Here is a 21,800-nt window from a genome sequence, read left to right as displayed (position 1 = left end):
AAGGAAGACCGGATCCGCACCGGCGCGACACTCGCCACGGTCTCCCCGATGCCGCACTTTCCGGGCCTCCTCCCTCCCTTGCAAGCCAGGATTCGCCGTCGGTAGACTGAGCAAGCATAACGTGGCATCGGCCGCTTGTCCTCCGTAACGACCGGTGGAGGCCCAACATGAACCGCGCCCCGCATTCAAGCCCCGGAAACCCGGCCGGCCCCCTGCTAGCCACTCTGCTCGTCCTCGTCGCAACGGTCACGGCCTGCGGCAAAATTCCCTTCGCGCCGGCCACGGTCGTCCCGACCAAGACCTCGCTGCCCTACACGGCCACGGTGGAACTGGCCACGATCGGGGCCTTTCTCGTCCAGCCAGGGGCGACAATGTCTCCCGATCCCAACCTACAGAACCGGATCACCGCTCCGGTGCCGGCCCTCACCAACGACAAGGAGGCCTGGGAACAGGCCCTCGTCGATTACGTGGTTTCACGCCGCACCTTCCGCACCGTTGTCAAGCAGGGGGCGTCCAATGTCCGCCTCGCAATTCGGATGCTGATTTACATCGATCCAAGCCTGGGTTTCAAATTCAACACGATTTACGTCGCCCGCGCCACCGGCACGCTCAGCGACGCCGCGACAGGCCGAGTCTTGCGGGAGTACTCCGGCTTCGGCAAATCCGTCGGCGTGGTCCGGCGCACCGGCACGGACGACGACAAGGCCCCGGTCAACCAAGCAGTCCATGGGGCATTGAGCGATCTGTTTGGGAAATTGGAGAATGAGAGGCCGCTGAACGAACTTTAGAACGGAGGCTCGGGCCGGTCCACTGCAGACTTGCGCCCCCCGATGAGGGATCGGACCAAGGCCCGCTCGTCCTCCTCATTGTTCACCACGCCATTGAGACGGGCTTCCAAGAGCTTCGAGAGAATGCGTCGGTACAGGGGCCCGGGCTTAAGGCCCATCCGTTTGAGATCGTCTCCCTTCAAGGCGGGACGCATCCGCTGATAGGTCGTCACATAGGCCGAAAGCTGGCGCCGAACATGCTCAGATTTGCTCTTTGCCATCAGGAACACCAACGTTTCGTCGGAGGTCCCACTCAGTGCCCGATACACGGCGGCGGGAGAGACGGCAGGGCGACGGCCAAGTTCCCGAAAAATGCGATGCCCCCCGAACCGACCGGCACGAACAGCCGCTTCTTGCCGAGCCGAGAGCTCGATGCGCTTGAGCACCTCCCCCACCGCCTGATCCGGCAGGACCTGTAGCATCGCCATCAGGTACACCAACCAACTTTCCATCGGGCGATCCAAAAAGAGCAGCCGATACCAATCGAGCGCCTCTTCCGTTGCTTTGAGCAGCGTGCGCAAACGCGGTGTCAGCTCCAGGTCCGGATGGAGACATGCCAGCACTTCCAGCTCATCCATCAGAGCGATGGCCTTGCCAGGCTCCCGTTCGGACAGGACCAATTGCAGTTCGTCCGTCAAGCGATGCTTGGAGAGCCGCCGCAGCAGGTCCATCTTGACAACCCCCTGGATCAGCGCGCGCGTCTCCCGGCTGAGCACGAAATCAAACCGGACGGCGAATCGAATCGCACGAAACACCCTGGTCGGGTCCTCCACAAAACTCAAACTGTGCAAGACGCGGATCGTCCGGCCCTTCAGGTCCCGTTCGCCGCCGAAGAAATCGATCAGCTCTCCGAACTGCCGCCGGTTCAATCGGACGGCCAACGTATTGATCGTGAAATCCCGCCGGTAGAGGTCCTTTTTCACGGACCCCTGCTCGACCGTCGGCAGGGCGGTCGGATACTCGTAGTATTCGGCGCGGGCCGTCGCGACATCCACTTTGAATCCGTCGGCCAAGGTCACTCGGGCCGTGCCGAATCGTTCATGGACCTTCACCTGGCCCCGTTGCGCGCGGGCCAAGGCCTTGGCAAAGGCCAGACCGTTCCCCTCCACGACGAGATCAAGATCCAGGTTGTCAATCCCAAGCAAGAGGTCCCGGACAATGCCGCCCACGACATAGAGCTTGACTTCTAAACGATCCGCCAACTCACCGGCCTCCCGCATCAATGCGACGACCCGGGCCGGCAGGCGATCCTTGAGCAGGCCCGCGATATTACGGCGCCGGAATTGAAACGCCGGGTCTTCGCCCGGACGGGCTTTGACCCTGGCTCGGGCGGCCGACAGCACGTCCTCGTGGAGCGTCCGCAGCAGGTCCGTTCGCGTGATCACCCCGACCACCTTGACTCCCGCGAGGATCGGGACGAACCGCTGATTCAGCTCGATCATCTGGCGCTCGATTTCATGGAACGGCGTGTCCGACTCAGCCACATACGAATCGGTCTGCATGAATTCCCGGCAGAAGGCTTTCTCCAGATGGTGAAACGCCGCCTTCTGGACCGTCTCGCGCGAGATCAGTCCCTGATAGGCCCCGCGCTTGTCGAGCACCGGCAGGACATTGACTCCGTAGGTCGTCATGAGCCGGCCCGCATCCTCCACGCTGGCGTCCCCGGCGATGGCCTTCACCGGCCTCGTCATCACATCCTTCGCCGTCAGGGTCGGCCGGTAGCGCTCGGTCAGGAGCTTGACCAGTCGCTCCCGGACCTCGACGAGGGTTTGCCCCTTCACGGTCGCGGCGGCGGCGGCGGCATGGCCGCCGCCGCCGAACTCACGCGCGATCCAGGCCACGTCGATGATATCGGGAAGACGGCTGCGTCCGACGATCGTCACCTTGCTGTCCATGACGAAGGCGGCGATCACGGCATCCAGCCCTTCAATTTGCATCAGCCGTTCCACGACGCTGGAATAGTCGCCGCGATAACCCTCATAGGCGCTGGCGGCCAGCAGGATCTTTCGTCCTTCAAGATAGTAGGTCTCGCTTGAGGTCAGCAGGTCGTTGAGCAGGGCAATCTGCTCGGGCTCCAGATGGCGGCGCAAGGTCGCCGCCACGACGTTGAGATCGGCCCCGACCCGCAACAGGTGGGCGAGCGCCTCGACATCGCGCGGGCTCGTCGAACCGTAGGTCAACGATCCGGTTTCTTCGTACAGGCCCACAGCCAGAACTGTGGCCTCGAACGGCGTGAGCGACAGGCCATTGACGCGAAGCGCTTCGATCAGCACCGTTACCGTGGCCCCGACCGGTTCCAGCACCAGCCGCTCGACCTTCGGTCCAGGCTGGCGCCGCCCCTCGGAGGGCTCCCGCTTGACCTCTCCCTGGTGATCGACATGGTGATCGTAGATGTGCAGAACCAGATCAGGCTTGGTCCAGAGCGGGCGCAGTTGCTCGATCCGGAACAGGTCCTGCGTATCGACCAGAATGACCCGCTGCACCTCGTCCAGATTCAGGTCGCGAAGGCGGCCGATGTCGAGGTCATGGTCCTCAAGAAAGCGACGCACGCTGTCCTGGGCTCCGCCCGCCAGCACCAGCCTGGCCCCTGGATACAGCTTCCGGGCCGCCACCATCGAGGCGAGCCCATCCAGGTCGGCTTGCGAATGGGTGGTGATCAGATCCACGCGGGCATTCTAGCAATATTCAGGACGACGGGATACGGGACGCCACGGACAAGGCGAAGGATCGCCGGAACGGCTCAGCGAACGTCCTGAAAAAAAGCCCGAGGCAGGACCGGCAGGCGGAATTCCACGTGGAGGATGATCAGCAGCACCCGGAGAAAGCTTCGCCAGATGCCCATCTGCACGAATTTTCTCGCATCGGTCACAACGGGCGGCGAAAGAAGGACGGGGGTCGTCTCCCTGAGGAGGCGTTCGCAGAAGGCTACGTCCTCCAGGATCGGCTGCGGCGGGAATCCTCCGAGCCGTTCGAACAGGGACCGCCGAACGAACAGGGCTTGATCTCCATAGATGATCTTGCTCCGGCCGCAGCGGACATTGTCCAGGAACGAAATCAGGCGCAAGCGCCAGTCGTCACCCGAGAAACGGTGGAGGAACCCTCCGGCCTGCACCGAAGGATCGGCTTCCAGATCGTTCAGGCGCTTGAGCGCCCCGGGCGGCAGGACCGTGTCAGCGTGCAGAAACAACAGCCACTCCCCTCGCGCATGCGCCGCGCCCTCGTTCATCTGAGACGCGCGGCCCTTCGGCGCCGTGAAGACCCGTGCTCGCGGTTCGGCTCGCACCACCTCGCAGGTTCGATCCGTGCTGCCGCCGTCTACGATCAGCACCTCATAGTCGCCCGGTTGGGTCAACAGCGACCGCAGGGTCGTGGGCAACGCCCGCTCCTCCTGATAGACCGGCATGACGACGGAGATCATCCGACGCACCATTCCGGCACATAAAGCCGCACATCCGAGGCCCAGGCCGAGGCGTCTTCGTCGATCGTCGAGAACAGCGACGCCAACGTCAGCACCATGTCCTGCGTCAACCCGAGATACTCCTCGGCCCGGCCGCGGAGCCGATCTGGTTGGAGCGCGCCTTCAGCCCTTGCGCGATCGAGCAATCGTCTCCCAAAACCATGGTGCGCCTCCTCCTGATGCAGCAGGATTCGTCTGAGCCGCCCGAAGGGAGCGCCGCGCTTCACCAGCCCGGCTTCGATCCGGTTTAAGATGGCTTCTCCCAGACCTTCGAGGATGAGTTGTTCCGCCATCAGCGTTTCATGCAGGTCGCGCCGCGTGATCGCATCCTCCACCAAGGCCCGATAGCGTTCGAGCGGCGGCAAGAGCGGTGTCGCGCTGAGCCTCCTCGGCGCGAGCCAGGCGATCACGCCGCGAAACACGGTTGCATGCATCGACTCCTGTCTGGCTTGGCCGAGGAGAAACCGGCGATGGCCCGGGTCGGCCACGAGCGCCGCCTGCGCCGCTGCGCAATCCTGCGCCAGCCGTTCGCCATATTCGAGAAATCCCAGCAACTGGGCAACGGGCTCACGTTCGTCCGGCAGGACGATCATCGTCGGCGCTCCTTGGAGGCGTCCCGTTCAGGCTCCAGTCGTAGTCGAGGAACTCGATGGTATAGGGGGTCTGTTCCATCTCATGGACCAACGCCGGGTCGTTCAGATAGCGCTTGACGTACTGCATCAACGAACCGGAGTGCGCGGCAAAATCGTGGGTGAACCAGTTGAAGATCATCGAAAGCCGCGCCACGTGGTTGTCCCGGTCGAACCGGTTCTTGGCGGGATCGTTGATGAACTCTCTGGCAGCCTCGTCCAATTGGCGGTCGAGCTCCTCTCCGACATAGGCCGATGAGCGCAGCTTGGGACAGGAGGCCGAGGCGCAGACGATCGCAAAATGTATGCGCGGCTCCTTGAAGTCGGGGATCAGTAAGGATCGCTCGAGATCGTAGAGATTGATCGTCTCGCCCCCGACGCGATAATCGCGCGCGATGAAAAACCGGTAGCGTCCCCACAGGGAACGGGGCGAGTACCCATCGATGATGCCCTTGACGGCGAAGGCGTTATAGGCATTGATCCAGAACGCCAGCCGATCGGCTCTGGTCGGCAAGGCGTTCGGATCGACATGGTTGAGATCTGTCAGGTATTCCGCAAATCGCTTGTCCTTGGCCATACCCTGATAGTTCACCTGCCCATCCGCCACATGGGCGCGCAAGACCTGATCCCAGAGATGGTGCGAGAAAGTGCGGGAGGGAATCGCCGGATTGGGATGAAACGTGGAGGGAACCGTGGAGCAGCCGCCCACAGCCGCAAGCTGGATGAGCATCAGGATTCGAAGCCAGACCATCGCGTCACCACGGTTGGATTCAGCAAGGGTTCCGACATACACCACCGGGACTCCGGTTGCAACGGTCCCGATCACATTTGGACAGGCCGGTCCATTTTTTCGCCGCGCCGTCGTTCACCGGCCGTCCGGCCATCAGACCCTATCCCCTAACCCGCTGAAAACGCGTTGAAACAAACGGCACATCTCGCGTGTTCCATCGGCATAGGCCTTGCGAACCCGCCTCCCTGCTTTGGACATCTTGATTCCCGCAGCGGTTGAGACGCCGGCTGCCGGGGCGAAGCGAAGGAGGTACGGCTATGACGTTCACGAAATCCATGATCGCGGTGGCGCTCATCGCGGGGTTCAGCCTGGCTACCCATGCCGAAGCGGCGGAAAAGAAACGCCAGCAGAAATTCGACAGCAAGCCAGGACCGGCCCATCGCATGGTCCAGGGGAAGCTCACCAAGGTCGAAGGCAACATCTACGTCGTCGAGGACTACGAGGGCAACGAGGTCCAGATGGTGGTGAGCAAGGACACCAAGCAACTTCGTGGCGCGAAGAAGCCCGGAGATACGGTCCGGGCCGAGATTACCGCCGGTCATCACGCCAACTCGATTCAATAACCGCCCGTCCCTGCATTGCCCGCCCGAGTCGAAGGGCCGGCCCAACCGGGCCGGCCCTTCCTGTTTCGGCATCCCGATCTAGGCTGATCCCTTCCGCCGGTGCGTTATCGTTGTCGCAACCATGTCTCCGGCCTGGGCCAACTCCATGCTCACCCCTCTACCTTCACGGTGATCTCATGGAGACCGGTGGCCCCGTCCGGCGCAGGAGGCTGTTGGTCATCCGACTGCACCTGTCCGGTGCCGTCCGTCGCGCGAACCCGAATGGCATGGAGTCCGCGCCCCGGCGGCCGCCAGTCGTAGCGCCAGAACACCCAGGCAAAAGGCGAGAGCAGTGCCTCGACGTCCGCCGCCCGCCAGGATGCGCCTTCATCGAAGCTCAACTCGACCGTCCGGATGCCACGCGTGCCTGCGAAGGCAAGTCCCTGGATCAGGTGGCGAGCGCCCCGGAGCGTCGTCCCATGGACCGGCACATCAATGCGCGAAGTCGTCTTCACGGTCGCCTCATCTGTCCAGCCTGATCGTTGATAGTAACCGCGATAATCGTGGGCCACCAGGTCAATCCTCGTCAGCCACTGCACGCTCTTCATTCCATAGAGCCCCGGCACGATGATCCGAGCCGGAAAACCATGTCCAGGCGGAAGCGCCACCCCGTTCATCCGATGCGCGACCAAGACATCGCCCGCCAGCGCGCGCTCCAGGCGAATCCCGTCGGCATAGTCATCCGCGGCATGAAACACGACATCGTAGGCCTGCCGATCAGCTCCCGCCTCCTCCAGCAGATCACGAAGCGGGACACCGCCCCATTCGGCCGTGCTGATGAACTCGCCGGCCACCATGTTGCCGATGCATTCCAAGGTCACGATCTCGGAGGTCACGGGCCGTGCGACCAGTTGCCCATACGTCAATGTCAGCGGGCGTTCGACCAAGCCGGTGACGGAGAGCCGCCAATCGTCAACGCGCACCGTCGGAGGACTCCGGTAGGAGGTGACATAAAACTCGTCGTTCGGCGTAATCGGCGCGGTCGAAACGGCCGGCTTGCCGTGGAACAGGCGATCGAGGATATTACCCAGGACCGGTCTGGGATCGGTCACGATGGACCAAGCTGCAGCCCCTCCCGCGATGGCAAACAGCTCACGTCGCGACAGCCGCATGCCATTCATCAATCGATTCATGGACGGTCTTTATCTCCGATCGCTTGCGAGATCCCGCTGCGGAACTTTTCCCCAGAACATTCGGTGGACGGAGACCGAATACAGCGCCACCAGCACGATCCCCACGCAAAACCACCCAAGCCCGACGGTCAAACCATGGGGCGAGGCCGCCGCATTGTCGATCGTCAAACTGTTCACTGAAGCCCCACCGGTTGCCGTCAGCAAATTGGGATACACACCCCAGGCCGTCGCGGCAAGGAGGCCGATGATCAACAGCGATGACCCGCCGAAAGAAGCGACCTCCTGCCCGTGACGACCAGCCCAGATCGTCAGGCCCATGCCTCCGACGGCGAGGAGAGGAAAGGTCCAGCCGATTGGATGGGCGTCATAGTTGTTATGGATCGTCGGCTGCACGAACGGCACGACGCTCAATGCAACAAGCGTCAGGACCACGACGGTCCAGCCGCTCTGCCTGGCCAGATAGGATGCCCGGCGTGCCGTTTCTCCGCTGGTCTTCATCACGACATAGTTCGCCCCATGGAGCGTGAGAATGGCCGTTGTCGTGAGTGCCATAAGCAGCGTAAACCAGTCCAGGATGCCTGGCTCCGGTCCCGGCAGAAAATCCGTCCAGAAGGGTGTAAAGAAGTACCCGTCGGCATTGAGCGGAACGCCCCGAATCAGGTTCCCCAAGGCAGCCCCGAACACGACCGCCAGCAGCAGGCTGGCCAGGGCGAAGCCTGCATCCCAGAAGCCGGTCCAGAGGGGCTGGTCGAAATGGGACCGCAACTCGAGCGACAGCCCCCGCAGGATGAACAACCACAAGACGATGATCAGCGCGAGGTAAAAGCCGCTGAAACCAGCGGCGTAGGCGCGCGGGAATGCGAAAAACAAGAGCCCTCCCGAGGCGATCAGCCAGACCTCGTTCCCATTCCACACAGGCCCGATGGCGGCAAGGAGCGCCCGCCGTTCCTCGTCGGCCCTTGCGACAAACAGGTAGACGATGCCGGTCCCGAAGTCGAACCCGTCAAGCACGACATAGACGGTCAGCATGAAGGCCAACAGAACAAACCACAGAGTTTCCACGTTCAGGTCCCGCCGCCCTGTGGGACCGGCGAGAGAGCCGGCGCCGGTTCCGAAGCATGATGATCCGGCCCATGCCAGATCGTTTCAATCACCAGCAAGGTGAACAGCAGGCCGAGCAGCAGGTACAGCCCCATGAATCCCAACAATGTGAAGAGCGCGTTCCCGGAATGCACCAACGGGGACGTTCCATCGGCGGTTCGCATCAAGCCGTAGACGAGCCAAGGCTGTCGCCCGAGCTCAGCCGTCATCCAGCCGGCGGTGGTCGCAATCCAGGGAAACGGCGCCAGCAGCATCAGGCTCCACAGCCACCATCGCGCGTCATAGAGCCTCCCCCGGCAAAGCATCAGCAGCGATCCTCCCATGACCGCGATGAAGATCGTCCCGAGTCCGACCATCACGTGGTATGAGTAATAGAGGAGCGGAATGTTGTCGGGCCAGAGCTCGCGGGAGAACGCATCGAGCCCCTTTACCTGCGCATAAAGCTCGTCATAGACGAGAAAGCTGAGCGCGCTCGGGATTTCCAGCGGGTTGTCGATGGTCATCGTTTCCATATTGGGCTGTCCCACCAGCAACAGGCCGGCCCCACGTTCGGTTCGGAACAACCCTTCCATCGCCGCGCCCTTGACCGGCTGATGCTCGAACACCTGCTTCGCGTTGCCGTGGCCGGTGGGAAAGACCATGAGGCAGGAGGCGATGGCGCCCGCCACGACGCCGGTCCTCACGAAGGTCCGCCCATAGGCGATGTCGCGGCCGGACAATAGATAGAAGGCGCCCACGGCGGCCATCGCCAGCGAGGCGGTCACGACAGCCGCTGTCATATTGTGCGTGTACTGCCACAGGAGCCAGGGATTCGTCAGAAGGTCCAGGAGGCTGTCCACATGGACCCGGCCGTCGGTGCCCGTCGTATAGGCGACCGGATGTTGCATCCAGGAGTTGGTCGCCAAAATGAAGAACCCGGAGAGCCACGATCCGATGAACAGCAACAAAGCCGCCGCCCATTGGAGGCGCTCGCTGAATCGGCCCTCACCGAACAGCAGAACCCCGAGGAACGACGATTCCAGGAAGAACGCGAACAGGCCTTCCATGGCCAAGGTCTGGCCGATCACGCCGCCCGCGTAGGTGGAAAACCTCGCCCAGTTGGTCCCGAACTGAAATTCCAGCGGGATGCCGGTCACCACGCCGAAGGCAAAGCTCAGGGCGAATATTTTGGTCCAGAAACGAGCGACCGCGTGATCGTGCGCGGCGCCGCTCCGCAAGGCCTTCGTCCTCACATACAGGAGCAGCAGGGCCAGCCCCATCGTGAGCTGAGGAAACAGATAGTGAAACGTCGCCGTGAAGGCGAATTGCAGCCGATCGTAGAGAAGTGCGCTCGCCATGGGTGGATTCAGTTTCAACCCCGACGAATTTCAGCCGTCAAGTTGCCCTGAGGAGGCGCCTCCCGGCCGACTTCGTGAGGAGCACGCCTCATTTTGCGATGGCGATGGCCGGCGTCGGGTACCGCGTCAGGTCCGTGACCGTCATCTGGAACAGGTTCGACAGCACCGCAAAGGCCTCCTGATTCCAGCTCGGCGACATGCCCTCGCTGGTCGGATACTTGCGGATGAAGTAATACCGTTTATCGAACTCCACGGAGAATTCGAAGTCGCTCGGCTTCCGCTCGCTCTCCTCGATCTCCAGCGTGCGGACGGGATTCCGCACGATCGCGCGCGTCCGGGGGTCCGGCTCGACGCCGATCTCCGGCTCCTCGCCGATCCCCCTCGCGACAAAGTTGATAATGGCGTTCATGCTGCGCAACCGGATCGTGCCATGGAGCGGAAAGTCTCCGCCCGGAAACCCAGGCCGGATATCGACCAGGATGGAGTCGCCCGCATAGCGGACGGCCTCCTCCTGCAACCTCCGTCGTTCCTCGGGCGAGATTCGATTCGGATCATAGTTCGAGATCAACAGGCGTCCGATTTCCTTGCGCTTCAACAGGTAGCCGGTCGCCTCCTCCCCGTCGGACCAGCGATAGCCCTTTTCGAGGGCTGTGACAACTTCCTCCGCGCTGGGCGCCCGATGCAGCCTCACGCGCTGGGCCTCCTCATAGAGGATGGGGCCGATGAACAGGACTCGCTCCGCCTCGAGGCCGGCCAGGTGCAGGAGGCGGCGGCGGAACTCCCGGTAGCCTTCGCCTTGCGAGGGCGCGTTCACATAGAGCGTGGGTCGCTCGCCCCCGTCCACCGCGATGTCGCGGGCCATGATCCGGAGCAACATGTTGATGTCGTAGCCTTGATGGACCAGAAACTCGAACTTCGCCTCGTCGAGCGGCCGCAGCACCCGCTTCGTAAATTCTTCTCCCGTCACGGGCACGATCGTGATCGTCGGATTCTCCGCCACGCTGTTGGAGTATTCCAACGTCACCGGACGCTCGATGGCATCCCCCACGGCATGCCCGATGTTGCCGGTGATGCCGGCGTTGACGCGGAAATCGAAGGTCGCCGCGACGCTGGAGACCGCCGTGAAGTGGACCGGGCGATGGGCGCGAGCCCGCGCGATGTTCAGCAACAGCAGATCCGCCTCGACGTAACTGACCGTACGATCATATTCGATCACCGCCCGATGCATGGCGATGGGCGAGAGACACCCGGAGAGCGACAAGGCTGAGGCTAAGGTCAAGGTCGAGAGAAGTGTCGGTGGCAACAGTGCGCTCATCTTTCATCTCTTCTTCGACCTCGGCTAACCCTTAGCCTCAACCTCGACCTTCCCCCTCACGGGAGGGCTTTCTTGAACAGGATGTCGCCGTAGTAGGCCGTGGCCTGTTCCTTGGTATTGTCGGTATCGGTCATGATCGCCACGCCCGAGATCATCAAGGGAGGCTCGTTGAAGGCCCGCCTGAAGTCCTCGGCGAGATTCCGCTCCTCCGTGATCCACTGATTGAGACGGGCCGTGCCGCTTTCCACGACGACCATCATCGTCCAATCGGTGTAGGGGTTCGGGATGATGCTGCCCTTGGCCGCTTTGCTTTCCCAGATATAGTTCAGCGCGCGAAAGGGCACATCCGGGCCGAAGATGGCTTTCGCCGCTTGATACTTGGCCTTCTCAAACAGGCCCGCCCGCTCCGGATCATATTCAAACGTGATGTACAGGCGCGCCGGATAGTCGTCACCGCTCTTCTTGGTCACATCGCCCTCTTGCAGCACGTTGGCGACCTTCCAGCGCCACTGCACGATCGGATATTCGTTGGGATCGATCCTGATCTCCCTGATCAGGCCGCTCGCCGCCGCTTCCGAGACGGCCTTGACCACGAGGGTCTCCCCGTCCTTCACCAATCCGTACTGAGTGGGCTTGGGAACGTTCTTGAACGTCAGCGGCTTCCACCCGGCGGGCAGGCCGTCACGCTCGCCGGCCTGCGAAAACAAGCCGACCTCCAGCAAGACCGGAGTCTCCGCTGACACCACGGCTGCAAGGCTGAGCAGGGCGGCGGACGCGATGGGCCACGTCATGCCCATAACGGCCCTCACTACCGCCGCATCCAGGCAAACAGTTTCGTGAGCAGGGCCTTGGTCCGGGGCGTGAAGTGGGCCTTGCGCCACAAAGTCACCGCCTTCTTGTTGACCTCGGCCTGGGTCGGATAGGGATGGATGGTCGAGGCAAGCGTCTTGGCCCCGGCCCCGGCTTTCATGAGGACCGAAAACTCGCCGATCATGTCGCCTGCATGGGCCGCCACGACCGTCGCGCCCAGAATCTTGTCGGACCCTTTCTGAATATGCACCCGCGCGAACCCCTCGTCCTGCCCGTCGAGAATGGCCCGGTCCACCTCGTCCAATTTGTAGGTATAGGTTTCGACCTCGATGCCTTTCTTTTTCGCCTCTTCTTCGTAGAGCCCGACGTGCGCCACCTCCGGCTCGGTAAAGGTGCACCAGGGCATGATGAGCGACTCCGCGCTGGCATATCCCAGCCCGAGCGGATGGGGAAACAGCGCATTCTGGATCACGATCTGGGCCATGGCGTCGGCCGCATGGGTGAACTTGTAGCGCGAGCAGATGTCGCCTGCGGCATAGATTCGCGGGTTGGTGGTTTGAAGGCGCTCGTTCACTTTGACGCCGGCCTGGTCATACTCGACCCCGACCGCTTCCAGCCCCAGCCCCTCCACGTTCGGCGTCCTGCCGACCCCGACCAGGATCTCGTCCACTGTGACATCGTAATGTCGCCCGTGCGAATCCACGGCCAGGCGCTTCCCGCCCTCCGTCTTCCCAACCTTGAGGTCCTTCCCACAGCAGAGCAGCGTGACCCCGTCACGCTGCATGGACTTGAGCACGATCTCCGCGGCATCCCGGTCCTCGTTCGGCATAATGCCGTGCATGGCCTCGATCAAATAGACCTGACTGCCGAATCGCGCAAAGGCCTGCGCCAGCTCGCAGCCGATCGGACCGGCCCCGATCACGCCGAGCCGTGGCGGCAGATCCGTCAACGTGAACACCGTTTCGTTGGTCAGGTAGCCTGCCTCGCGTAATCCTGGAACCGGTGGATCCGACGCCCGCGCGCCGGTGCAGATGGCCGCCTTGGCGAACTGCAAGCTCCGGTTTCCGGCCCGTCCAACGACTTCGATACGATCCTCTCCGAGAAACTTGGCATCGCCGATGTAGACATCCACCCCCAGGCCCTTATAGCGATGCGCGGAGTCCGTGCGGCTGATCCTGGCGCGCAGCTTCCTCATCCGGGCCATGGCCGCGCCGAAGTCATATTTGATGCCGGGGGGAATGTGCAGGCCGAACTCTGCGGCCCGCTTGACATCAGCCCAGGCGGTCGCGGCCCGGATCATCCCCTTGGAGGGCACGCAGCCCACGTTCAGACAGTCGCCGCCCATCAGGTGCCGTTCGATCAAGGCCACCTTGGCTCCCACGCCGGCGGCGATCACGGCGGTCACGAGCCCGGCGGTGCCGGCGCCGATGACGACAATGTTGTACTTCCCTTGTGGTTGCGGATTGACCCAATCCGACGGATGCACGTTGTTCACCAACGTGATGTTGTGTTCGTCCATCGGCTGGACGGTGACAGGCTCACGGCTGGTTTCAGGGGTATTCATCAGTAAGGTCTGCATACTGGGCCTCATGGCTGGTCTTGTCAATTGGATGGGGGCGTCGTCGATCCGGCCGGCTCAGGCCCGCTTGGCGGCAACCTTCTTGTAGAGAACCGGCACCATCGCCAGGAGGCCCAGCAACGTGAACGCCAGCAGCACGTTCGGCGAGGCGATCTCCTTCAGCGAGTTGATCGTGCCCAACTGCCGGCCGGCATAGGCATAGACGAAGCTACCGGGAATGATGCCCAAGGCCGTGGCCGCCACATAGGTACCGACGCTGACCCTGGTCAGACCCGAGACCATGTTGACGAGAAAAAACGGAAAGAGCGGAATCAATCGCAACGTCATCAGGTAGCTGAAGGCGTTGTTCGCGAACCCCTCCTGAATGGCACCGAGCTTGCTCCCAAACTTCTGTTCGACCCAATCCCGGAGCAGGTAGCGGGCGGCCAGAAAGGCCAAGGTGGCGCCGGTGGTGGCGCCGATGTTCACCAGCAGGGTCCCGAAGAGGCTCCCGAAGAGAAAGCCTCCGGCCAGGGTCAAGATCACCGCGCCCGGGAGCGACAGGCCCGTCACAACCACATAGGTCGCAACAAACAGGACCGCCGCCACGCCGGCGTTCATCTCCGCAAACGCCAGTAGATGGTCGCGGTTGGCTTTCAGCGCATCGAGCGACAGGAACCGTCCGAGATCGAAGTAGAAGAAGGCGCCGATTCCCACCGCAATCAGCAGCAATAGGATCATCCTTCCTGAAGTGGACGGCGGGGAGGAAGTCCTGGCTTGGGCCGGCACGTTCGACATGGCGTTATCGCGTATCATGGGTGCTCCTCCGTGAAGTGTCAATCACCGATTGATCGACAGTGTGTTCCGGCACATTCTTCTCTGCCTTGTGTGTCGGCCGCCGAGATGAAATCTTGCACATCGGTGACAAGCCCCGCCGACATGCACCCCTTTCAGGGTCTTGCATCGCGCTCTTCCTAAAATACCCGCCTCTTCCACGCCCATCTGCGAGATACATGACAGGAGAACCACGCATGCCTCGACGGATCGGAAGAGAACCGACCCGTCACTCGCGGACCCTTGTGGTTTTCCGGACGTCGGGCCAATTCTTGTCGCCCTTCGCAATATACCCGGGGATATCCTCTTGCCACAGTGCTCGCACATTCAAGCTGTAGTTCAAATAGAGCTTGCCGTTCACCAGGCTGAACGCATCGGGATCGGTCTTGGCCTTATAGCCCTTGGCGGCGCCGAACGCGCAAAAGCCTCCGTATTGGGGAGCATAGCGTTCGGGGTCAGCCGTGAAGGCGTCGCGATTCGCAGCCGAAGCGAAATAAAAGGTCGAACCCTGGAATTGAGCCGTCCAGGTCGAACTCCCCTTGACCGGGCGGCGCTCCTCGAAATAAGCAACCGGATCATAGCCACGAATGGCCACCCCGCCTGGCTCGTAAAACTCGCCGGCCATCGCACCCGCGCAAATCAGGCAGATTGCCGCCATCATGCCCACTGTACTCGACGCGAGCTTCACGAGCCCTCCCCCTCGAATATGCGTCATTGGTCATCCGTCATTCGTCAATCGGCCGCCCAACAAGATAGCTCCGTCCTTCCGCTACGCTTGACGGTTAACGCTTCACGTGTAACGTGCCTTCAATCGCTTGCCACATTGACATAGACCTTGATCGCGCCTTTCTCCTCGGTCAGCAGCTTCATCATCCGGCGATACTGGTCCAGCCCTTCCACCGGATGGGTCAGCAGCTTGGAGAGCCAGCCTGGATATTCCACCTGGGCCCGTGAAAAATCGTAGACCCCGGCTTCGAAGTACTCCCGGTTTGCGTTCACGGTCCCGATGGCCACCTTGTTGCCGAGCACAAAGCCAAGATTGATCATGTCGGCGGGAACCTCGATCTTCTTCGACCCGCCCGTCACGCTCGCCAGAATCAGCACGCCGTTCTTGCCCAGGCATTCCATGGCCTCAAAGACGATCTGCGCCGCGCCGGTCGCCTCGAACATGAGATCGAACGGCCCCGCCTGCTTCGCCGCGGCCGTGATCGAGACGTCCTGCGTGGAAACGTAACGGACGCCGATCTCCTCCAGCAGTTCGGCATTGCGATAGGGCGGCTTCGACCGGCCGAAGGCCGTGACCTGAAGCCCCTTCATCCGCAACGACAGGGCCGCCAACAATCCCACGGTCCCGGCTCCGAGCACGGCGGCGCATTTGGGCCTCCAGATCTTCAACCGGCGCTGTGTCTCGTAGGCCTGGACAAGGCCCTTCTCGACGATCGACGCAGGCTCCAACAGCACGGCCACATCCTTGAGCCCTGCGGGAATCTTGACGAGATATTCCGGATCTTCGGCGAAGTATTCCGTCAAATAGCCGTGGCGGAGATTGATGCCCCGTTCATAGTAGGTATCGTCGGTCGTCATGTCGTACTGGCCGATTTGATCGTAGAGGCTCAGGCCGGGACGACGCACGGTCGGCACGACATAGTCGCCGGGAGCCAACTCCGACACGTTCATCCCGACCTCCACGACCCGGCCGACACACTCGTGCCCGATCACCAGAAATTCTTCGCCCGGCGGAGCCTGCCCGTACTCGGCGGCGTTGATCTCCTTGTCCGTTCCATCCACGCCGACCCGCAAGACCTGCACGAGCACGCCTCGCCCGTGCGGGATATCATGCACCGACGGTTTCGACAGTTCGGCCAGATGGAGGGAGTTCGGTTGTCCGGGGATCACGGCGACGGCTTTCATCGTGCTGCCTCCTTCATGGACATCCATGGACATCGCTGCTGAGTTTGTCCGCGAGCCTCCGGATTTCTTACCAACAGCGAAATGGAACGGCTACGCGGCCAACCCCAACCGGTAGATCTGCCGCACCGTATTGGTCCGGCGCCGGTCCCCCGCAAAGTACCCGTCCACGGCTTTCTTTACCTGATTGCGGCCCCGGTGCAGCAGCACGTGTTTATTGCTTTCACTGATCTTCAACCGCCGGCAGACCTCTTCCGACGTCAACTCCTCGAAGTGGTAGAGTTCCATCACCCGTCGCTGGGCCGGCGGCAAGGCCCGCATGGCGCGCGTGATCTCACGCCGGCACTCCTCGGCCAACATCTGATCCTCGGGGGTGTCTTCGTCCGCCACGCCCATCGTCCAGGGACCGCCGGCCGCCTCGCGGGCCACGGCCTCGCTTCCCTGGGCCTCCGGAGGCATCCCGTCCGACTCGTCATCCAGGCCGGCCATCGCGGAGAACGGGATCTGTCGGGACTCCTTCACACCCGCCGACTTGGCCTTGTGGATGAGGATCTGATAGAGCCAGGTCTTGAACGACGACCGGCCTTCAAACCGCTTGATGCCGTCCATGACCGCCAGCCAAGTCTCCTGCACGACTTCCTCCGCCACCGCCTCGCTCGACACATAAGCCAGCGCTTGGCGAAACAGGGGCTTCTGGTACTGATGGACGAGCTTCGCGAACGCCCCCTCTTCGCCGGCGGCCAAGGCCAACACCAACTCCTGCTCGTCCGGTGGCACAGGGGAGGCAGCCGGGCTCGGATCATCCGGCCGATCCCCGCTTGATTCCTCCGCTCGGCTTTCGGGCATCAGCTTGACGAAGGTTGCTTGACCAGTCGTTCTCCGAATGACCCTCAGCATGGCCGTCCCCCCTTGTTCGACAGAGCGCCGCGACGAACGCCGGACACTCGATGAATGACGCGTTGAGTCCCTTGAGTTGCCTCAGCAATGCAATGCCGTCTTGATCCACGAACGTGAGACCCGACAGATCCAGGGAGAGATCGCGCCCCTTCTTGGCCCGCGCCGCGCACTCCTCCTTGAGCACCTGGACCCATTCCCCCACGAGCCTCCCTTCGAGAACCAGCAGCGCCCTCCGGCCCGCTGTCCTGTTCGTGATCCGGAGCATGGTTCTGTCAACCGCCTGATTCCTCGCTAATCCTTCGCTGATCCCTCGTGACGGCGAGGGATAGAGCAACCGTAGTGCCACAGGGCGGTTCAGCGGTCTGGAAGGATCTAAGTAGGCGATGAATGAAGGGGATCGGCTTGAGAGCCTAGGAGAGGCCGCAAATGTACCAGGCGGGCGGATTCCTAAATTATTGGGAACGTCCCAATATATTGGGAACGCCGCGTTGCGCGTCAAACGTCAGACGTCAAGCGTCAATCGAAGACTCTCGCCATACACACAGGGCGATACTCTGCCGTTCTTCCGTGTATGACGATTGACGATTAACGGATTGACGGGTGACGGTTGCCGAGTGACAGGGTTCAGGCAGGTCTGGCGATGCCGAGCTTCTTCATGCGGGCTTCGAGGGTGGTGGGTTTGAGCCCGAGCAAACTGGCCGCGCCCTTCTCGCCGCTCACGCGCCAGTTGGTCTGTTCGAGCACCGTGCGAATGTGCTCCCGTTCCAATTCTTCGAGCGTCAGAACCTTGTCGATACGAGACTGCGACACACCCGCGGTCAGCCACTCGATCGGCTCCAATTCAGGCCCTTCGCTGAGGATGACGGCACGCTCCACGACATGCTCCAGTTCCCGGATGTTCCCCGGCCAGTGGTAACGCTGGAGCGCCGCCATCATCCGCTCCGGAATCCGCTCGATCCTCTTGCCCTGCTGGACCGCGAAGCGCCGCGTGAAAAACTGCACCAGGAGCGGAATATCTCCCTCACGCTCCCGCAGTGGAGGCAGGTGAATCGGGAACACGTTCAGCCGGTAATAGAGATCGGATCGGAAGTGGCCGGCCCGGACCTGCTGTTCCAGATCACGGTTCGTGGCGGCGATCACGCGCACGTTGACCTTGAAGGTCTGCGAGCCGCCGACGCGCTCGAACTCGCCTTCCTGCAAGACCCGAAGCAGCTTGGATTGGAGATCCAGCGGCAGCTCCCCGATTTCATCGAGAAAGATCGTGCCCTTGTCGGCCAACTCGAATCGCCCGATCTTCCGGCTCAAGGCCCCGGTGAACGCCCCCTTCTCGTGGCCGAACAGCTCGCTTTCGATCAAGCCGGAGGGAATCGCCGCGCAGTTGACCTTGACGAGCGGCTTGGTCCTCCTGGGGCTCACATTGTGGATCGCCCGCGCGATCAGCTCCTTTCCGGTGCCTGTCTCTCCGGTAATGAGCACCGTCGAGTCGGTCGGCGCCACCCGCTCCACGTTCTTCAACACCTTCGTAAGCGCCGGCGAGGAGCCGATGAGTTCTTCGAAATTGTGGCTTCCCTTGATCTCCTCCTGCAGATAGGTGTTCTGCGCCTCCAATCGGGCCTTTTCCTGCTCCATCAGCACGCGCTCCGTGATGTCCAGGAACATCGTGCGCGTGTAGGTGCCGCTCGGGTCCGGGCGCGACCACCATTGGATCCAGAGCGGCTTGCCGTTGTCCTTGCGGCGCAGCTCGAGCACGACGCCGCTCGTATCGGTGCCCCGGCCGATGGACTCCAGCGCCTCCTTCAGGCGTCGCTGGGCCTCGGGCGTGCCCGGGATGAAGGTCCTCCCGTAAGTGCCCTCGACCTGGTCCGCCGTGATGCCCAGAGTCTTGAGAGCCGTGCGATTGGCCCGAATGAACTTGGTGTCGAGCCCTTCGTTCACATAGGCAATGGGCGCCTCATCGAACAGGTCGCGGAGCCGCTCCTCGCTCTCCATGATCTGCGCTTCCAGCCGAGCCCGTTCCAGTTCGGCCCCCGCCCGGACTCCGAAGACTTTGAACAGCGAGAACACGCGCGGATCGTCCTGCATCGGCTTCGTGTCCATGACGGCGAGATGGCCCATGACCGTGCCGGCCCGGTCCGTGACGGGGATGGCCAGATAGCTTTCCACTCCCAACTTGGCCAGTTCCTGACGATGGTGCGGAAACAGGTCCTGCACCCGGTTCGCAAACAGACAGATCCTCCCGCTCAGGACCTCTTCGCAGGGGGTATGGGGCACGTCGTACTCGAAATTGTCCAGGAAGCCGTCCCCCTTCCAGAAGGCCAGCGTCACCACGCGCAAGCTGGTGCCGGGCACGAACTTCGAGACGAACGCGTACTTCGTCTGGAGGGCCTCGGCCAGGCTCTTCACTAGGCTTCTGAAGAAGTCCGATCCCGTCGTCGCCGCGGTTCCTTCGTCGATCTTCCGCAGCATGAGGTCGCTCCGGCGCATCGCCGCTTCGAGCTGCTTGCGCTCAAGTTCGGCGCCCGCGCGCGAACCGAAAATCTTGAAGATGGAGAGATCCTCCGCCGTGAGCGGCATCGGCTTGACGTCCAATGCCGCCAGATGGCCCAACACCTTCCCGTTTGGACTCATCAAGGGCACGGCCAAATAACTCTGCGCGCCCAGCTTCACCAAGTCCTGATCGCGAGGAAACAGGGACTGCACGTCCTTCTCGAAGTGACAGATCTCGCCGCGAAAGACGCCCTGGCAGGGTGTCCCGTCCAATTCATATTCGAAATTGTCGGCGAATCCTTCCCCTGTCCAAAAGGCCAGCGTGCGCACTCGGCGCGCGGGCTCCGTCATCTCCGAGACGAACGCATAGCGCACGCCGAGCGCCGCCGCCAGATTCTGCGTCAGCGATTGGAAAAACTGCTCCCCGACCACCGCCGCCGTGCCCTCGTCGATGCGGCGCAACAGGAGGTCGCCCTTCCGAGCCCGCGCCTCGATCGCCAACCGTTCGAACTCCGCCGCGGCCCTCGTCGCAAAGATGCCGAGGATCGAGGTGGCGCGCACCGGATCGGGCATCGGCCGGGAATCCATGATGGCCAAGTGTCCTACGACCCGATCCGATGTATCCACGATCGGCAGGCCGCAGTAACTCTCCACGCCGATGTCCTGGATGAGTTGCACCTGGGGATAGAGGGCCCGCAGGCCTTCCGGATGGTGGACGACTTTGCGCGTGAGCACGGTTTCGCAGGGGCCGCGCGCCGGCACCTCGAACGGCGGCAGGGGTCGGCCCTTGCCCCAACCGGCCCGCGAGCGAAAGGTCCTGCCGTCGTCGCTGATATGGGAAAGATAGGCGTAGTCGACTTCCAACGCCGTCGCCAGCCGTTGGACCAGCGAGGAGAAGAAGGGCTCGCCGACCTCCGACTCCACCCCCTCGACGATCTCACGAAGGACGGCGCTGGTTTTCATCAGCTCCTCATTGCGTTTGAGGAGTTCCTGCTCCAATTGCTCGTGAGATCGGATGAGGATGGGTTCGGCCTGTTTGGGGGCTGGTGATGAGTGACCTTCCTGGTCCTGGGCTTCGGGCGACGGTACCGACGGCATGTCGCAGACTCGTCGAGTGGGTGACGACATAAGGCCGAAAAGACGAGGGATTATGGCACCATTCAGCACTGGCCTCAACTCCTGGGAATCCGTCCGACCGTCCCGGCCGAATCTGTCCGCGCTTCGGTACAAACGGAGTTTCGGCTTCGCGCCGGCTTGCTGTAAGATGCGCCAGAGCACTGCGACCCATCCAGAGAAGGAATCAAGCTCATGGACAGCAACGACCGTCTGATTCAAAAGAAACAAGCCTGGGCGCGGGAGAAACGCGGACTCGGCGGGCGGGAGGTCGAGGACGAGGCGCCGGAGCCGGATCGGCTGCCGCCCGGGCAGCACCTCGTCAACAACTGGCCGGTGCTCGACCTGGGCTATAAGCCGGAGATCCCGCTTGAGGAGTGGCGACTCACCGTCGGCGGCTTCGTAGCCCAACCGCTAACCTGGACCTGGCAGGAGTTTCTGGCGCAGCCGCCGTTCCGCTCCGTCTCGGACTTTCACTGCGTCACGACCTGGAGCACCTTCGACAACGAATGGGAAGGCGTGAGCTTCAAGCACCTGATTGGCCTGGTGAAGCCGCTGAGCCTGGCGAAGTTCGTCCTGTTCAAGTCCTACGACGACTATACGACCAATCTCCCGCTCGAGGCTTGCGACGACGATGACGTCCTGCTCTGCCATTCTTGGAACGGGAAGCCGCTGACGAAGGAGCACGGGGGGCCGGTGCGGATGATCGTTCCCAAACGCTACGCCTGGAAGGGCGCCAAGTGGGTGAAGGAGATCACGTTCTCGGATCGCGACGAGAAGGGGTTCTGGGAAGTCCGCGGCTACTCGAATTCCGCCTTCCCCTGGAAGAACGACCGGTACAGTTGACCGGAGGATGAAAAGAGCCGATCGGGATTTCTTCAAATCTCGACGGGGCTGGCGATCCAGGGCCGTAGATCCCTCTCTCCACCGCCAGGCGCCAAGGCCGCCAAGGACCCCACTTGAGTTTCCGGTGATGAGGGGGAGTATAATGGCCGCGCAACT

The 21,800-nt window shown here is 62.3% G+C and carries 19 protein-coding genes; 3 read left to right on the top strand and 16 right to left on the bottom strand.

Features of this window, described 5'->3' with window-relative positions; all coding sequences use genetic code 11:
- Positions 1–167: 167 nt before the first annotated feature.
- On the top strand, positions 168–788 hold the full coding sequence (locus QWI75_RS07125) for a hypothetical protein (RefSeq protein ID WP_289268007.1): 621 nt from the start codon (positions 168–170) through the stop codon (positions 786–788).
- On the opposite strand, the gene QWI75_RS07120 is transcribed toward QWI75_RS07125, so the two are convergent.
- The 4 genes from QWI75_RS07120 to QWI75_RS07105 form a co-directional block, all read right to left on the bottom strand.
- On the bottom strand, positions 785–3,493 hold the full coding sequence (locus tag QWI75_RS07120) for a CBS domain-containing protein (protein WP_289268006.1): 2,709 nt from the start codon (positions 3,491–3,493) through the stop codon (positions 785–787). The genes QWI75_RS07125 and QWI75_RS07120 overlap by 4 nt on opposite strands.
- A 74-nt stretch (positions 3,494–3,567) precedes the next feature.
- Positions 3,568–4,245 carry a TIGR04283 family arsenosugar biosynthesis glycosyltransferase gene (locus QWI75_RS07115; protein ID WP_289268005.1) on the bottom strand — a complete coding sequence of 226 codons (678 nt, stop codon included), beginning with the start codon at positions 4,243–4,245 and terminating at the stop codon, positions 3,568–3,570.
- Positions 4,242–4,877 (bottom strand): hypothetical protein, encoded by a 636-nt coding sequence (locus QWI75_RS07110; RefSeq protein WP_289268004.1) that lies wholly within the window; start codon positions 4,875–4,877, stop codon positions 4,242–4,244. Before QWI75_RS07110 ends, QWI75_RS07115 begins: the two co-directional genes overlap by 4 nt.
- Positions 4,852–5,664, bottom strand: coding sequence for a DUF547 domain-containing protein (locus QWI75_RS07105; RefSeq protein ID WP_289268003.1), 813 nt, complete (start codon positions 5,662–5,664; stop codon positions 4,852–4,854). The genes QWI75_RS07110 and QWI75_RS07105 overlap by 26 nt, the downstream gene beginning before the upstream one ends.
- 296 nt (positions 5,665–5,960) lie before the next feature.
- Between QWI75_RS07105 and QWI75_RS07100 the strand changes: the two genes are divergently transcribed.
- Entirely contained in the window at positions 5,961–6,266 is a 306-nt protein-coding gene (locus QWI75_RS07100) for a hypothetical protein (RefSeq protein ID WP_289268002.1), read from the top strand.
- Between the two features lie 149 nt (positions 6,267–6,415).
- Here the strand turns inward: QWI75_RS07100 and QWI75_RS07095 are convergent, their stop codons facing one another.
- The 12 genes from QWI75_RS07095 to QWI75_RS07040 form a co-directional block, all read right to left on the bottom strand.
- Entirely contained in the window at positions 6,416–7,438 is a 1,023-nt protein-coding gene (locus tag QWI75_RS07095) for a molybdopterin-dependent oxidoreductase (RefSeq protein ID WP_289268001.1), read from the bottom strand.
- A 9-nt stretch (positions 7,439–7,447) separates the two neighbouring features.
- The gene (gene cydB / locus QWI75_RS07090; RefSeq protein WP_289268000.1) at positions 7,448–8,500 is read right to left on the bottom strand and encodes a cytochrome d ubiquinol oxidase subunit II; all 1,053 of its coding nucleotides are present in this window, start codon (positions 8,498–8,500) and stop codon (positions 7,448–7,450) included.
- A 2-nt stretch (positions 8,501–8,502) separates the two neighbouring features.
- Entirely contained in the window at positions 8,503–9,876 is a 1,374-nt protein-coding gene (locus QWI75_RS07085; protein ID WP_289267999.1) for a cytochrome ubiquinol oxidase subunit I, read from the bottom strand.
- Between the two features lie 88 nt (positions 9,877–9,964).
- Positions 9,965–11,191, bottom strand: a complete 1,227-nt coding sequence (locus QWI75_RS07080) for a hypothetical protein (protein WP_289267998.1) — start codon at positions 11,189–11,191, stop codon at positions 9,965–9,967.
- 56 nt (positions 11,192–11,247) lie between these two features.
- On the bottom strand, positions 11,248–11,988 hold the full coding sequence (locus tag QWI75_RS07075) for a DUF3047 domain-containing protein (RefSeq protein WP_289267997.1): 741 nt from the start codon (positions 11,986–11,988) through the stop codon (positions 11,248–11,250).
- An 11-nt stretch (positions 11,989–11,999) separates the two neighbouring features.
- Positions 12,000–13,580, bottom strand: coding sequence for a mercuric reductase (locus QWI75_RS07070; protein ID WP_289267996.1), 1,581 nt, complete (start codon positions 13,578–13,580; stop codon positions 12,000–12,002).
- Between the two features lie 57 nt (positions 13,581–13,637).
- Positions 13,638–14,375, bottom strand: coding sequence for a TVP38/TMEM64 family protein (locus QWI75_RS07065; RefSeq protein WP_289267995.1), 738 nt, complete (start codon positions 14,373–14,375; stop codon positions 13,638–13,640).
- Between the two features lie 247 nt (positions 14,376–14,622).
- On the bottom strand, positions 14,623–15,108 hold the full coding sequence (locus tag QWI75_RS07060) for a YHS domain-containing (seleno)protein (RefSeq protein WP_289267994.1): 486 nt from the start codon (positions 15,106–15,108) through the stop codon (positions 14,623–14,625).
- A gap of 92 nt (positions 15,109–15,200) precedes the next feature.
- Complete coding sequence (locus tag QWI75_RS07055; protein ID WP_289267993.1) at positions 15,201–16,304, bottom strand: glucose 1-dehydrogenase; 1,104 nt, start codon at positions 16,302–16,304, stop codon at positions 15,201–15,203.
- 90 nt (positions 16,305–16,394) lie between these two features.
- Positions 16,395–17,147, bottom strand: a complete 753-nt coding sequence (locus tag QWI75_RS07050) for an RNA polymerase sigma factor (protein ID WP_289267992.1) — start codon at positions 17,145–17,147, stop codon at positions 16,395–16,397.
- Positions 17,101–17,463, bottom strand: coding sequence for an STAS domain-containing protein (locus QWI75_RS07045; protein ID WP_289267991.1), 363 nt, complete (start codon positions 17,461–17,463; stop codon positions 17,101–17,103). The genes QWI75_RS07050 and QWI75_RS07045 overlap by 47 nt, the downstream gene beginning before the upstream one ends.
- Before the next feature lie 359 nt (positions 17,464–17,822).
- On the bottom strand, positions 17,823–20,783 hold the full coding sequence (locus tag QWI75_RS07040) for a sigma-54-dependent Fis family transcriptional regulator (RefSeq protein WP_289267990.1): 2,961 nt from the start codon (positions 20,781–20,783) through the stop codon (positions 17,823–17,825).
- Between the two features lie 210 nt (positions 20,784–20,993).
- Between QWI75_RS07040 and QWI75_RS07035 the strand changes: the two genes are divergently transcribed.
- Positions 20,994–21,644 carry a sulfite oxidase-like oxidoreductase gene (locus tag QWI75_RS07035; RefSeq protein WP_289267989.1) on the top strand — a complete coding sequence of 217 codons (651 nt, stop codon included), beginning with the start codon at positions 20,994–20,996 and terminating at the stop codon, positions 21,642–21,644.
- The last annotated feature ends 156 nt before the right edge of the window (positions 21,645–21,800 follow it).

This window comes from Nitrospira tepida (genome assembly GCF_947241125.1).
Classification (GTDB): Bacteria; Nitrospirota; Nitrospiria; order Nitrospirales; family Nitrospiraceae; genus Nitrospira_G; species Nitrospira_G tepida.
This window is presented reverse-complemented; position numbering and strand designations above follow the sequence as displayed.

Bases quoted from the DNA above. Each gene is read 5' to 3' on its own strand.
- QWI75_RS07125 (WP_289268007.1), top strand. From the start codon at position 168: ATGAACCGCGCCCCGCATTCAAGCCCCGGAAACCCGGCCGGCCCCCTG.
- QWI75_RS07115 (WP_289268005.1), bottom strand. From the start codon at position 4,245: ATGATCTCCGTCGTCATGCCGGTCTATCAGGAGGAGCGGGCGTTGCCC.
- QWI75_RS07110 (WP_289268004.1), bottom strand. From the start codon at position 4,877: ATGATCGTCCTGCCGGACGAACGTGAGCCCGTTGCCCAGTTGCTGGGA.
- QWI75_RS07105 (WP_289268003.1), bottom strand. From the start codon at position 5,664: ATGGTCTGGCTTCGAATCCTGATGCTCATCCAGCTTGCGGCTGTGGGC.
- QWI75_RS07100 (WP_289268002.1), top strand. From the start codon at position 5,961: ATGACGTTCACGAAATCCATGATCGCGGTGGCGCTCATCGCGGGGTTC.
- QWI75_RS07095 (WP_289268001.1), bottom strand. From the start codon at position 7,438: ATGAATCGATTGATGAATGGCATGCGGCTGTCGCGACGTGAGCTGTTT.
- QWI75_RS07085 (WP_289267999.1), bottom strand. From the start codon at position 9,876: ATGGCGAGCGCACTTCTCTACGATCGGCTGCAATTCGCCTTCACGGCG.
- QWI75_RS07080 (WP_289267998.1), bottom strand. From the start codon at position 11,191: ATGAGCGCACTGTTGCCACCGACACTTCTCTCGACCTTGACCTTAGCC.
- QWI75_RS07075 (WP_289267997.1), bottom strand. From the start codon at position 11,988: ATGGGCATGACGTGGCCCATCGCGTCCGCCGCCCTGCTCAGCCTTGCA.
- QWI75_RS07070 (WP_289267996.1), bottom strand. From the start codon at position 13,580: ATGCAGACCTTACTGATGAATACCCCTGAAACCAGCCGTGAGCCTGTC.
- QWI75_RS07065 (WP_289267995.1), bottom strand. From the start codon at position 14,375: ATGATACGCGATAACGCCATGTCGAACGTGCCGGCCCAAGCCAGGACT.
- QWI75_RS07060 (WP_289267994.1), bottom strand. From the start codon at position 15,108: ATGACGCATATTCGAGGGGGAGGGCTCGTGAAGCTCGCGTCGAGTACA.
- QWI75_RS07055 (WP_289267993.1), bottom strand. From the start codon at position 16,304: ATGAAAGCCGTCGCCGTGATCCCCGGACAACCGAACTCCCTCCATCTG.
- QWI75_RS07050 (WP_289267992.1), bottom strand. From the start codon at position 17,147: ATGCCCGAAAGCCGAGCGGAGGAATCAAGCGGGGATCGGCCGGATGAT.
- QWI75_RS07045 (WP_289267991.1), bottom strand. From the start codon at position 17,463: ATGCTCCGGATCACGAACAGGACAGCGGGCCGGAGGGCGCTGCTGGTT.
- QWI75_RS07040 (WP_289267990.1), bottom strand. From the start codon at position 20,783: ATGCCGTCGGTACCGTCGCCCGAAGCCCAGGACCAGGAAGGTCACTCA.
- QWI75_RS07035 (WP_289267989.1), top strand. From the start codon at position 20,994: ATGGACAGCAACGACCGTCTGATTCAAAAGAAACAAGCCTGGGCGCGG.